Origin of the sequence: Roseomonas sp. BN140053, assembly GCF_047690175.1 — a bacterium.
GTDB lineage: Bacteria > Pseudomonadota > Alphaproteobacteria > Acetobacterales > Acetobacteraceae > Roseomonas.
Window position 1 is genome coordinate 97,160 of sequence record NZ_JBLLEB010000008.1, and the last position, 12,072, is coordinate 109,231.

Annotated in this window: 9 protein-coding genes; 2 read left to right on the forward strand and 7 right to left on the reverse strand. The window is 72.4% G+C overall.

Annotation, left to right across the window (positions count from 1 at the left end; genetic code table 11):
- The first annotated feature begins 208 nt into the window (after positions 1-208).
- The gene (parC, locus tag ACLIBK_RS10285; RefSeq protein ID WP_415387162.1) at positions 209-2,452 is read left to right on the forward strand and encodes a DNA topoisomerase IV subunit A; all 2,244 of its coding nucleotides are present in this window, start codon (positions 209-211) and stop codon (positions 2,450-2,452) included.
- Between the two features lie 144 nt (positions 2,453-2,596).
- Here parC and ACLIBK_RS10290 read toward each other — a convergent pair whose 3' ends face one another.
- The 6 genes from ACLIBK_RS10290 to ACLIBK_RS10315 all read right to left on the reverse strand — a co-directional run bounded on the left by ACLIBK_RS10290 (position 2,597) and on the right by ACLIBK_RS10315 (position 9,913).
- Positions 2,597-3,364, reverse strand: coding sequence for an arginyltransferase (locus ACLIBK_RS10290; protein WP_415387163.1), 768 nt, complete (start codon positions 3,362-3,364; stop codon positions 2,597-2,599).
- Positions 3,365-3,404: 40 nt separating this feature from the next.
- Positions 3,405-5,762 carry a penicillin acylase family protein gene (locus ACLIBK_RS10295; protein ID WP_415387164.1) on the reverse strand — a complete coding sequence of 786 codons (2,358 nt, stop codon included), beginning with the start codon at positions 5,760-5,762 and terminating at the stop codon, positions 3,405-3,407.
- Positions 5,763-5,975: 213 nt separating this feature from the next.
- A complete protein-coding gene (locus ACLIBK_RS10300; RefSeq protein ID WP_415387165.1) occupies positions 5,976-6,545 on the reverse strand; it encodes a hypothetical protein in 570 nt (189 codons plus the stop codon).
- 14 nt (positions 6,546-6,559) lie between these two features.
- Complete coding sequence (locus tag ACLIBK_RS10305; protein WP_415387166.1) at positions 6,560-8,071, reverse strand: aldehyde dehydrogenase family protein; 1,512 nt, start codon at positions 8,069-8,071, stop codon at positions 6,560-6,562.
- Between the two features lie 247 nt (positions 8,072-8,318).
- A complete protein-coding gene (locus tag ACLIBK_RS10310; RefSeq protein ID WP_415387167.1) occupies positions 8,319-8,864 on the reverse strand; it encodes a cytochrome b in 546 nt (181 codons plus the stop codon).
- A complete protein-coding gene (locus ACLIBK_RS10315) occupies positions 8,861-9,913 on the reverse strand; it encodes a catalase family peroxidase (protein ID WP_415387168.1) in 1,053 nt (350 codons plus the stop codon). Before ACLIBK_RS10315 ends, ACLIBK_RS10310 begins: the two co-directional genes overlap by 4 nt.
- Positions 9,914-10,190: 277 nt before the next feature.
- On the opposite strand from ACLIBK_RS10315, the gene ACLIBK_RS10320 reads away from it, so the two are divergent.
- On the forward strand, positions 10,191-11,171 hold the full coding sequence (locus ACLIBK_RS10320) for a tripartite tricarboxylate transporter substrate binding protein (RefSeq protein ID WP_415387169.1): 981 nt from the start codon (positions 10,191-10,193) through the stop codon (positions 11,169-11,171).
- 47 nt (positions 11,172-11,218) lie between these two features.
- On the opposite strand, the gene ACLIBK_RS10325 is transcribed toward ACLIBK_RS10320, so the two are convergent.
- Positions 11,219-11,902, reverse strand: coding sequence for a hypothetical protein (locus ACLIBK_RS10325; RefSeq protein WP_415387170.1), 684 nt, complete (start codon positions 11,900-11,902; stop codon positions 11,219-11,221).
- Positions 11,903-12,072: the final 170 nt, after the last annotated feature.

Here is a 12,072-nt window from a genome sequence, read left to right on the forward strand (position 1 = left end):
TCTTTCCCCCGTCGTTCCGAAGCGCCTGCTAACGCCCGCGGCGGACGGAGATCAACCCGGGCACCCGCGAACCTGCCGACGGGCCGCGTCGGGCGGCCGGGCGGCGCCGGTCGCTGTCCCAGCCGCCGCCGTGTTTCCCTGGCTTCCGCCGCGCATCGCTGCTAGAACGGAAGCCAGGAACGAATTAGGAACATCTGGGCCGCCCGCCATGCCCGACGACGTGAAGACCCTGCCTCCCGGCCCCGAGGGCGACCGCATCAGCGAGTCGCCGCTGGCCGAGGCGTTGAGCGAGCGCTACCTCGCCTACGCGATGTCCACCATCGTCAGCCGCTCCCTGCCCGATGTGCGGGACGGGCTGAAGCCGGTGCATCGCCGCCTGCTCTGGGCGATGCAGCAGCTGAAGCTGGACCCCGCCGGCGGCTTCAAGAAATGCGCCCGCGTGGTGGGCGATGTGATCGGCAAGTACCACCCGCACGGCGATGCCTCGGTCTACGAGGCGCTGGTGCGGCTGGCGCAGGACTTCGCCGCCCGCTACCCGCTGGTGGAAGGCCAGGGGAACTTCGGCAACATCGACGGCGATAACGCCGCGGCGATGCGCTACACCGAGGCCAAGCTGACCGCCGTGGCCAAGGCGATGCTGGACGGCATCGAGGAGGACGCGGCCGATTTCCGCGCCACCTATGACGGCGAGGAGCAGGAGCCGATCGTCCTGCCGGCCGCCTTCCCGAACCTGCTGGCCAACGGCGCCAACGGCATCGCGGTGGGCATGGCCACCTCCATCCCGCCGCACAATGCCGGCGAGATCTGCGCCGCCGCCTTGGAACTGGTGCGCAATCCCGCGGCCACCACGGCGGAGCTGGTGCAGCACATGCCCGGCCCGGACTTCCCCACTGGCGGCGTGCTGGTGGAGAGCCACGAGGCCATCCTGCAGGCCTACGAGACCGGCCGCGGCGGCTTCCGGCTGCGCGCCAAGTGGGAGGTGGAGAAGGCGAAGAACGGCCTGTGGCAGGTCGTGATCACCGAGATCCCCTACCAGGTGCAGAAGTCGCGGCTGATCGAGCAGATCGCCGAGCTGATGGAGCAGAAGAAGCTCCCGCTGCTGGCCGACATCCGCGACGAGAGCACGGACGTGGTGCGCGTGGTGCTGGAACCGCGCGCCCGCACGGTCGAGCCGGCGATGCTGATGGAAACGCTGTTCCGCGCGACGCCGCTGGAAAGCCGCATCCCGCTGAACATGAACGTGCTGACCGCCGATCGCACGCCCAGGGTGATGGGGCTGCGCGAGGTGCTGCGGCACTGGCTGGACCACCGGCAGATCGTGCTGGTGCGCCGCTCGCAGCACCGGCTCGCCGCGATCGAGCGGCGGCTGGAGATCCTCGACGGCTACCTGATCGTCTACCTCAACCTGGACGAGGTGATCCGCATCGTCCGCGAGGAGGACCACCCCAAGGAAGCGCTGATCCGCACCTTCACCCTGACGGACGTGCAGGCGGAGGCGGTGCTGAACATGCGCCTGCGCGCCCTGCGCAAGCTGGAGGAGATGGAGCTGCGGCGCGAGCACAAGAAGCTCTCCGCCGAGCAGAAGGGCCTGCAGAAGCTGCTGGGCAGCGAAGCCGCCCGCTGGAAGCGCATCGCCGAGGAACTGGAAGCCACGCGCGAGCAGTTCGGCTCCGGCCCGCTGGGGGACCGCCGCACGCTGCAGCAGGCCGCCCCCGAAGCGACGTCGGTGGACACCTCCGCCTTCGTGGAGCGCGAGCCGGTCACGGTGATCCTCAGCGAGAAGGGCTGGCTGCGCGCCCAGAAGGGCCACCTGCCCGAGGATGCGGAGCTGCGCTTCAAGGAAGGCGACTCCCTGCTGCTGCGGCTGCACGCCGAGACCACGGACCGCATCTGCTTCCTGGCCTCCAACGGCCGTTCCTACACGGTGAAGGCGGATGCCCTGCCGCGCGGCCGCGGCGACGGGCAGCCGGTGCGGCTGCTGATCGACCTGGCCAACGAGGACGAGGTGATCGCCGCCTTCGTGTGGAAGGAAGGGCTGAAGTTCCTCCTGGCCTCCCGCAGCGGCCGCGGCTTCGTGGCGAAGTCCGAGGACCTGCTGGCCGAGAAGCGCACCGGCAAGCAGGTGCTGGTGGTGGACAGCCCCGACACGCTGCACGCCTGCGTGGATGCCGAGGGCGACACGGTCGCCACAGTCGGGGAGAACCGCAAGCTGCTGGTCTTTCCACTGGAACAGGTGCCGACCATGTCGCGCGGCCGCGGCGTCGCGCTTCAGGGCTACAAGGATGGCGGGCTGTCTGATGTGACGGTGTTCTCCGCCCGCGCCGGCCTCAGCTGGAAGCTGGGCGACCGGGTGCGCACGGAAACCGTGCTGACGACGTGGCGCGGCAATCGCGGCGGGGCCGGCAAGCAGCCGCCCAACGGCTTCCCGCGGTCTAACCGTTTCGACGGGTAGGCGGTAACAGCAGCGCCTAAGCCGGGGGGAAATATCCCCCCGGACCCCCTTCTATTTTTGGGAGTTTCGGGGTGCGCCGGTGGCCACGGCGCTCTTAACCCCCGAAAAAAGGAGGGGGCTCGGGGGAGTTCACTCCCCCGGCCTTCAGGCCACCGTCTCCGGCGCGAAGGCCGCCGGCTCCGGCACTTCGCTGTCGGTCAGCGCCCGCCAGGTGCCGCCGCTCAGGATCTCGCTCGGCCGGAAGCGGGCCTTGTAGGCCATCTTGCGGCTCTGCGGCACCCAGTAGCCCAGGTACACGAAGGGCAGGCCGAGCTGCACCGCCCGCCCCACCAGCCACAGGATGGCGAAGGTGCCCAGCGACCGGCGCTCCAGCGCCATGTCGTAGAAGGAATACACCGCCGACAGCCCGTCCCCGAGCATGTCGGTCAGGCAGGCGCCCACCAGCCGGTCGCCGGGGTCGCGGAACTCCACCATGTTGGTGGTGATCGGCGTGTCCTCGACCATGGCGCGGTAATCGTAGAAGCCCATCGCGGCCATGTCGCCGTCGCCGTGCCGCGCCTGTTGGTAGCGCTGGAACAGCGCGAACTGCTCCGCCGTGGCGCGGGCCTGGGCTTCGCGCACGGACAGCCCGGCATTGGCGCGGGCGATGCGGCGTTGGGTGCGGTCGGGGGCGAAGTCGGCGGCGCGGATGCGGATGGGGATGCAGGCGCGGCAGCCCGGGCAGACCGGCGCATAGGCGATGTTGTGCGAGCGGCGAAAGCCTGCCCGCGACAGGCGGTCGTGCAGCACCTCGCCATCCGGCCCGGCCAGTTCGGTCACGATCTTCCGCTCCGTCCGGCCCTGGAGATAGGGGCAGGGCAGGGGGGCGGTGGTGTAGAAGAACTGCGGGCGGGTCGGCGGACGCTGGAGCATGAGCCTCCTATTGTCGGGATTCACCCCCGGCTCGGCAATGCTAACGCGCGGAAACCCGTCCCGATTCCGTCGCCGGCAGCAGTTCCAGGCGGCTGGCCACCGGCACCTCCCGCCGCAACAGCACCGGCCGCCCCGCGGCCCAGCGGGCATTCAGGTCCGACCAGTGCCGCGACAGCGGGTTGCCCGACTGTCCCGTGGCGATCGCCACCCAAATCCCGTCCGGCGAGGACAGGTCCGCCACCATGCGCAGCCCGGCGCCGTGCACATGGGCGAAGTCGTCCCGATAGCCGCCGCGGTTCACCGTTCCCCCATCCCCGGGCGTGGCCACGGTGATGCCGGTCCAATCCGACAGCACGGGGATGAAGCGCAGCAGCGGATGCTCGAAGCGCGCCACGTGCACCGCCCCCCAGCGCCAAGCCGAGGGATCGGCGCCGAAGCGGTCGGCCAGCTCCTGGGCGGAGCGTTCCAGCGCCTGGGCGGCCAGCGCCTCGCAACCGGGCGGGCCGCACCAGGCGGCCGTCGGCGCCTCCGGCCCCAGCACCGAGGCCAGGAATTCCGGGCTGGCGGAGGCGGTGCCGGCCGGCAGCCCGCCCTGCGCGAGCACCAGCCGCCCGACCTCCCGCAGCCAAGCGTTGAAGATCAGCGGCTGCGGCCGGTCAGCCGCCATCTCGCCGTCCCAGGTGGTCAGCAGGTCGCGCACCTGCCCGGCCAAGCCGTCCGGCCGTGGGAAGCGGCGCAGCAGCGGCAGCAGGTCGCGCGCCAGCAGGCTCACCGTGTCCTCCTGCAGGGCGACGAAATCTCCCGGCGCATGCCGCGGGCGCTCGCGCAGAACCTCGGCGATGCGGCGGAAGCGCCAGTCGCCCGGCCAGTCCCGGCCGAGAAACACCGGCGAGTCCGCCGGCTGCACCTTGTTGTTGGCGTTGGCCACCGCGCCCGAGGCCGGGCGCGCCACGTGCGGCAGGTCGTCGAAGGGCACCCAGCCCGTCCAGTCGCGGCTGCCGTCCCAGCCCGGCGCCGGCAGGCTGCCGTCGCCCGAAGCGCGGATCGGCGTGCGGCCGGTCAGGAACATCCCGACCTGCCCCTCGGCATCGGCCACGGTCAGGTTCTGCGACGGCGACAGGATGCCCGCCGCCGCCGCCCGCGCCTCGTCCAGGTTGCGCGCCCGGTTCAGTGCGTGCAGCCCGGCCGCGGAGGTGTCGCCCGGCGCCAGGTTGGCCATGGCCACCGCGACCACGGTAGGGCTGCCGGAGGGCGGGTCGAGGTCGGAGATCACCGGCCCGTGCCGGCTCTCGCGGATGCGCAGCGTCTCGCTCGGCGCCCCGCGCACGCCCAGGATCTCCTCCCGCACGGCGAAGGGGCGGGGTCCGTCGGGGGTGTCGTAGTTCTCCGGGCCGGCGAGGCGTTCCAGGAACACGTCCTGCGTGTCGGAGGAGGTGGTGGTGAAGCCCCAGGCCAGCCGGTCCGACCGCCCGATCACCACGAAGGGCACGCCGGGCGAGGTCGCCCCGGCCAGGAAACGCCCACCCGGCAGTTCGATCCGCGCGAGGTACCACAGGATCGGCGCGGTGAAGCCCAGATGCGGGTCGTTGGCCAGCAGCGCCCCGCCGGTGGCGGACCGCTCGGCCGACACTGCCCAGGCGTTGGAGGCCATCTCCGGCAGCGGCGCGTCCCCGGGGAAGCGGGGTAGCGCGGCCAGGAGGCGCTCCACCCCCGGGATCGCGGCAATCTCGGCCCCGCCCGGCCGGGTGTCCTCCGGCCAGAGCTGCATCAGCCGGTCCGCCGGCAGCAGCGTCCCCAGCCGGGCGCGCTCCAGCTCCCCCCGCCAGTTGCCCGACAGGTACAGGCCCATGACCTTGCCCCAGAGCAGGCTGTCGCGCGCCGTCCAGGGTTCCGGCGCGCCGAGCCACAGGAACTCCGGCGCGGCGAAGCGGCCGCGGCTGGCGATCACGCTGTTCACCCCGGCGGCATAGCTGTCCAGCAGGGCGCGGGTATCCGCGGGCAGGGACGCGAGATCGGCCTCCGCCCGGCGCGCCAGCCCCAGCACGCGGGTGAAGCGGTCCACCCGCAGCGCGGCGGGGCCGGCGATCTCCGCCAGACGGCCGCTGGCGCCGCGGCGCATGGTTTCCATCTGGAACAGCCGGTCGCGGGCATGCAGCACGCCCACGGCCATGGCGGCGTCCATCTCGGTCGCCGCGGCGATGCGCGGGATGCCGTCGGCGTCGAAGCTGACCTGCACCGGGGCGGACAGCCCCGCCAGGGTCAGGGTGCCGCCCACGCCTGGCAGGGTCCACCACAGCGCCCCCGCCAGCCCCCCGGCCGCCAGCAGCACCAGCAGCACGAGCACGCCGAGAAGGCGCAGCAACACGCGGCGAAACAGGGGACGGCGTCGGGGCGGCATGCGGGCAGGATGAACACGCCGCGCCCTGCCGCCAAGCCGTATGCCGGTGAGGGCGCGGTGTCAGCGCCTCCGCCCGGCGGAGATTCCCGCGGGAGGGCGCCGCCAGGGAGCGTCCCGCCGGGCCGCAGGGCGCGGCGCTTCCAGCCGCGGGCGGCCGGCGCTTCCGCCCGATCCGCGAACCGGGCGCGCCACCCGGTCCGCGGCGGGCCGCGCTCAGTCGCGCTTGGGCGCGATCTGCTCCAGCAGCGCGGTAAAGGCGGCCTCCGCCGCTTCCGCATCCGGGCCGGCGTAGCCGCCGGGCGCGGGTTCCTGCTGCCCTGGCACCACCGCCCCGCCTTCCCAGCTGCCCTCGGTGTCCTCGGCATCGCGCAGGAGGAAGGTCAGCGCCGCGACCCGGTCCCCGTTGCGGTAGGAGATGTAGAGGTCCCGCCGCACCTGCTTGCTGCGCGCCCGGCCGCCCAGCTTCGGCCCGCCATCCTTGCCCAGCAGCGCATGCGGCGTGCGGGTGTTGGCGCGCTCCGGCGACAGGTCGAAGGCCGCCGCCGCGCGGCCCGCGGCCGCCACCAGCCGCGCCTTGGCCGCGCCCACCAGTTCCGCCTCGGGCGTCAGGGCGCCGCGCGGGCGGGCGGCGGGGCCGCGCCGGGCGAGTTCCGCTTCCGCCGCTTCGCGCAGCGCGGTGGCGGCCGCCAGGCGCTGCGCTGTGGCCTTGGGCACGGCGCTGGCGCGGGCGGCGTTGTCCACCATGGTCCGCAGCTCGGCGGCGGTCTTGTTCGAGAAATCCACGGGAGGCCCGCCTTTCAGTCCATGCGGACCATGATGGTCTTCTTGTGGGTGAAGTGTTCCAGCATCGCTTCCAGCGACGCCTCCTTGCCCAGTCCCGAAGACTTCACGCCACCATAGCTGAGATTGGCCTGCACCACGAGGTTCTGGTTGATCTGCACCAGCCCCGCCTCCAGCCGGTGCGCCAGGTCCAGCCCGACCTTGAGGTTGTTGGTCCACAGCGAGGCCGCCAGCCCGTATTCCGTGCCATTGGCCTCGGCCAGCACCGCTTCGGCATCGTCGAAGGGGAAGATGCAGGTGACGGGGCCGAAGATTTCCTGCTGCACTAGCCGGCTTTCCCCGGTCAGCCCGGTGAAGATATGCGGCTGGATGAACAGCCCCTTCCGCAGTGCGGGGTCGGCGGGTAGGGCGGAACAGGCGCGGCCGGTGGCGCCCGCCGTCGCGATCCCTTCGTCGATGAAGCCGCGCACCTTCCCGAACTGCTCGGGGCTGATGATGGTGCCGATGTCCGTCGCCTCGTCCAGCGGGTCGCCCATCCGCATGGCGTCCACCTTGGCGGCCATGGCCTCCACGAAGCGGTCGAAGATCGGCCGCTCCACGTAGATGCGCGACGCGGCGGTGCAGCTCTGCCCCTGCCGGGTAAAGCGCATCGAGGTCAGGGCCCCGGCCACCGTCTTGTCGAAGTCGCAGTCGGCGAAGACGATCATCGGCGACTTGCCGCCCAGCTCCAGCGTCACCGGGATCAGCTTCTCGCCTGCCGCCTTGGCCACGATGCGCCCGACCTCCACCGAGCCGGTAAAGGTCACCTTGCGCACCAGCGGATGCTCCACCAGCGGCGCGCCGCAGTCCGGGCCGAAGCCGGAGAGCATGTTGAAGCAGCCGGGCGGCAGGACGCGGTTCAGCAGCTCGCAAATCCGCAGCACCGCCAGCGGCGCTTCCTCGGCGGATTTCACCACCACCGTGTTGCCGGCCACCAGCGCGGGGGCGATCTTCAGCGCCATCAGCAGCATCGGCACGTTCCAGGGGATGATGGCGCCCACCACCCCCAGCGGCTCGCGCACCGTGACGCTCAGCACCTTGGGGTCGAAGGGCACGGTCTCGCCCTTCAACTCGCCGCCGAGGCCGCCGAAGAATTCCAGGATGTCGGCCACGGTGTTGGCCTCCACCCGGCTTTCCGTGCGCAGCGCCTTGCCGGTTTCCAGCGCGATCAGCCGAGCCAGCTCCTCCACGTGCTCCCGCACGATCGCCGCGCACTGGTGCACGAGGGCGCCGCGCTTGCGGGCCGGCACCTTGGCCCATTCCTTCTGCGCCCGGGCAGCGTCCCCCACCGCCGCGTCCACGTCCGCCGCGTCGCCCTCGGCGGCGCGGGCCACCTCCTCGCCGGTGGCGGGGTTCACCACCGGGAAGCTGGCACCCGAGCGGGCCGCGACGTAGCGGCCGCCGATGAAGTGCCGGCCCGAAAGCTGCCGCGCCAGGGCGAAGCAGTCGGTGGTCGGCGCCTCGGGCGTCGGGTGCGGGCGGTCCAGCATGGGCGGCGGGGTCCTCGGACAAGGGTGGGGCGCGACGGCACCGGGAAAGGGGGCGGGGACCATGCGCCCAGGCTCCGCAGGCGGGCAAGCGGGCCCTGCGGGGGCGTAAGCCGGGGGGAAGTATCCCCCCGGACCCCCTTCTATTTTCGGGAGTTTTCGGGCGCGCCCCGGGCCACCCGTGCGCTTAACGCCCGAAAGAAGGAGGGGGCCCGGGGGAGTTCACTCCCCCGGCCTTCCGCAACCGCCGCTACTCCACCGCCCGGGTCGGAACCGGCGCCATCGCCTCGAACACGCCGTCGCGGCGCACCAGCGCGTGAAACAGCGCGCCGCCGATATGCAGCAGGATCACCGCGAAGAAGGCGTAGGCCAGGTACCCATGCGCGGCGCGCAGCAGCGCGTAGAGTTCCAGCCCGGGCGGCAGGATGGGCGGCAGGCGCAGCCCGCCGAACAGCACCACCGGCATGCCCTCGGCCGACAGCATCGCCCAGCCCAGCAGCGGCATGGCGATCATCAGCCCGTAGAGCGCGACGTGCGACAGCTGCGCCGCCAGCCGCATCGGCTCCGGCAGGTCGGCCGGCAGGGGCGGCGCCCCGCGGCGCAGCCGCAGCCCCAGGCGCAGCAGCGCCAGCACCAGGATCGCGATCCCCAGCGGCTTGTGGATCGACACCAGCGTCAGGTAGCGGGCCGAGATGGTGGACACCATGCCCACCCCGATGAACAGCATCGCCAGGATGCAGGCCGCCATCACCCAGTGCAGGACGCGCTGGGCCGGGCTGAAGCGCATGGCGGTCATGGGCGGGCTCCGGCAGGGGTGTGGGGATACTGCGCCGCCTCGGCCGCGCGCCGCCGGAAGGACAGCGCGTAGGCCGAGGACCGCGCGGCGGGGAAGGGATCGGCGGAGGTGCGCATCCCCGGCGGCAGCACGGTGGGGTCGTAGTTGATGTCGCGGCAGGGGCCATCGGGCTCCGCCTGCAGCGCCTGCACCGTCAGGGTGCCGACCTCCAGGGTGCGGCGGCTCTCCGGCCAGGCCTTGCTGGGATCGGCCACCGGGTCGCCCGGCTCGGCCACGGTCACCGTCATGGTCCAGCGCACCGGCCCGGCGGCGAGGCGGGTCCGGATCTCCCGATCCAGGAAATCGGGCGCGCGGGACGCGAGTTCCGCCGCCGCCACGGGAACCGGCTGCGCCTGCGGGCGCATCGACCAGCGCACCGCGTGGTCGTTGCCGCCGGCATCGGTGAAGATGAAGGCGTTCAGCCCGTTGTAGCGTTCCTCGGCATAGCTGGCGGTCCAGGGACCGCCCCCCGCCCAGGCGCCGAAGCCGGCGATTTCCGGATGCGCCGCGGCAAAGGCCGGCAAGGCGCCCGGCTCCTTGCTGCCGGCGGCCTGCAGTAGCGCCAGGAAGGCTTCCGGCGTGGACACGGGAAACACGGGGGCGTTGATCATGGCGGTGCGCCATTCCGCCCCGTCGGGCGCGGTGATGCGCAGGCTCAGCCCGCGCACGCGGGGCTTGCCCTCGGGTTCCGAGATGTCGGCGGTGCCTAGGTTGAGGCGCCCGATCACCGGATAGGACCCGGCGGCGAGGAGCGAGGCACGCGACAGGGCGGCGCCGGCCCCGTTGGCCTCGAAGGTGCCGGTGAAGCAGAGGCCGGTGACGTGGTTGCGCCGGTGCCCCGGCGCCGGGCCGGCGGGCGGGCTGAGCGCGGCCAGCACCCGCTCGCGCGACAGGCGCTCCGGCGAGAACCAGCCGGCGGTATAGGCGAAGGCCGCGGCACTGCCGCCCAGCACGGCGGCGATCACCACGAAGGCCCCCAGGCGGAACTGCGGTGGTTGGGGCGACGGCATGGGAACCCTTCCATTCGCTGCGGAAAGCGCACGCGCCTGGGTCGGTCTCGGGGTGGCAGGCCGAAGCGCGCGTGTCCTGTGTACAAAATCGCACCGATCGCCGCAGCTTTCCACTGTCTGGGTGGGCCGTCCCGCAGGCGCGATGGGCCGGCGCCCATGTCCGATGCCATCCCCGGCACGGCAGCCCTTCCGTTCCGGGCGCGCGCCGGTGTAACGCGGGAACACAGTCCAGCGCCCGTTCCGAGGCGCAGGCGTTGGGAAGGAAACCGGGTCCGCCATGAACCGTCGCAGTCTCGTTGCCGGCACCGGGGGGCTGCTCGGCGCCGCCCTGGCCGGCCACCGCCCGCTCCGCGCCCAGGGCAACTGGCCCAACCGCCCCGTGCGGCTGGTGGTGGGCTGGCCGCCCGGTGGGTCCGTGGACACGCTGGCGCGCATCCTGCAGCCGCGCTGGCAGCAGCTGCTCGGCCAGCCCCTGGTGGTGGAGAACAAGGGCGGCGCCTCCGGCAGCATCGGCGCGGTCGAGGTCGCCCGCGCCGCCCCGGACGGCAACACCTGGCTGCTGGCCTACGACACCCAGGCCACCAACGAGACGGTGATGCAGCTGCCCTTCCAGACCCTGCGCGACCTGGCGCCGGTGTCGCTGGTGGCCAGCGGGCCGCTCGCCCTGGTGGCGCATCGCGACGCGCCCTACCGCAGCTTCGCCGAGGTGGTGGAAGCGGCCAAGCGCGCCCCGGACAGCATCTCCTACGCCTCCTCCGGCGTGGGCGGGCTGTCGCACGTGGCGATGACGCGGCTGCAGCAGCAGGGCGGCTTCCGGCTGACCCACGTGCCCTATCGCGGCGCGGGCCCGGCGACGCAGGACGCGGTGGCCGGCCACGTGCCGCTGTTCATGACCAACATCGTGCCAATCGCCGGGCACGTCCGCGCCGGCACGCTGCGGCCGCTGGGCGTCACCACCGCGGGGGAGTCGCGCTTCCTGCCGGGCACGCCCTCCTTCGCGCAGCAGGGCTTCGGCGGCTTCGAGGCACCGACCTGGTGGGCGCTGCTGGCCCCCGCCCGCACCCCCGAGCCGATCCTGGCCCGCATGCACGAGGTGGTCACGACCGTGCTGCGCGAGCCCGAGATCCGCGCCAAGTTCGAGGAACAGGGCGCCGAGGTGGTCGCCTCCTCCCCCGCCGAATGCGACCGCTTCCTGCGGGAGGAGATCAGCAAGTGGGGGCAGGTGATCCGCGACAACAACATCCGCGCCGATAGCTAGGCGCAGGGCGGCCCTGCCGGGGGCGGGGCGGCGATGCCGGCCCGGCCTCAGCCGAAATGCTCGTCGATGTTCAGCCAGCCCATGATGACCCGCTTGGGATCGGTCTTGTGCACGGGGTCCACCAGCCGCAGCGGCTTGCGCTTGATGGAATCGTAGCCGCTGCCCGGGCCGCCCTGGCCGGCTTCCACCGTTTCCCACTGCGGCAGCGCGTCGTTGATCCAGAAGGTGATGATGCCGACATGGTGGTGCTGCCACTGCCCCTGCTTCACCGGCGTGCCGATCTGGAAGGCATCGCCGGGCTGCGGGTGCACCGTGTCCGACCGTTCGCGGTACCAGTGCCAGCCGACCGGCGTGGTGGCGGGCTCGCGGCCGTAGAAGTCGTTGCCGGGCAGGCTGAAGGTGGTGGTGCCGCCCTTGCGCTTGCCCATCCCCGCCGCCTCGATGCGGTTGAACACCTTGCCGATCAGCGCCTCGCAGGAGGTGGTGACGGCGACGCCGCTGGTCCGTTCCCAGTTTCCCTTCTCATTCTTGGCGAAGCCGTTTGCCTTCCAGGCGCTTTCCAGCGCGGCCTGCGTGTAGCCGGTCCATTCGAAGAACTTGCCGCTGGCGGCGCCGTTCGAGGTGATCACCGTGTCCTTGCTGGGGATCAGCCGGGCGAGCTCGCCGCAGATCAGCTGGCGCCGCGCCGACATGTAGGGATTGACCCAGTCCAGTGCGGTCATGTCGCCCATCGTGGAACCCCTTCGGAATGGTGACGCCCGCCGTTCGCGCCGGCCCGCCGCCGGGACGGCAGTGCCCGGCCGGCCGGGCGGAACCGCCGGTCCAACGGAAGCGCAACGTTACGATAGAACATCATTCAGGGCTAGCGCCGAATGGTTGCACCGGCGGGCCCGCCGATCAC

Excerpts from the sequence above, each read along its gene's own strand:
- parC (WP_415387162.1), top strand. The coding sequence starts at position 209 with ATGCCCGACGACGTGAAGACCCTGCCTCCCGGCCCCGAGGGCGACCGC.
- ACLIBK_RS10290 (WP_415387163.1), bottom strand. The coding sequence starts at position 3,364 with ATGCTCCAGCGTCCGCCGACCCGCCCGCAGTTCTTCTACACCACCGCC.
- ACLIBK_RS10295 (WP_415387164.1), bottom strand. The coding sequence starts at position 5,762 with ATGCCGCCCCGACGCCGTCCCCTGTTTCGCCGCGTGTTGCTGCGCCTT.
- ACLIBK_RS10305 (WP_415387166.1), bottom strand. The coding sequence starts at position 8,071 with ATGCTGGACCGCCCGCACCCGACGCCCGAGGCGCCGACCACCGACTGC.
- ACLIBK_RS10310 (WP_415387167.1), bottom strand. The coding sequence starts at position 8,864 with ATGACCGCCATGCGCTTCAGCCCGGCCCAGCGCGTCCTGCACTGGGTG.
- ACLIBK_RS10315 (WP_415387168.1), bottom strand. The coding sequence starts at position 9,913 with ATGCCGTCGCCCCAACCACCGCAGTTCCGCCTGGGGGCCTTCGTGGTG.
- ACLIBK_RS10320 (WP_415387169.1), top strand. The coding sequence starts at position 10,191 with ATGAACCGTCGCAGTCTCGTTGCCGGCACCGGGGGGCTGCTCGGCGCC.
- ACLIBK_RS10325 (WP_415387170.1), bottom strand. The coding sequence starts at position 11,902 with ATGGGCGACATGACCGCACTGGACTGGGTCAATCCCTACATGTCGGCG.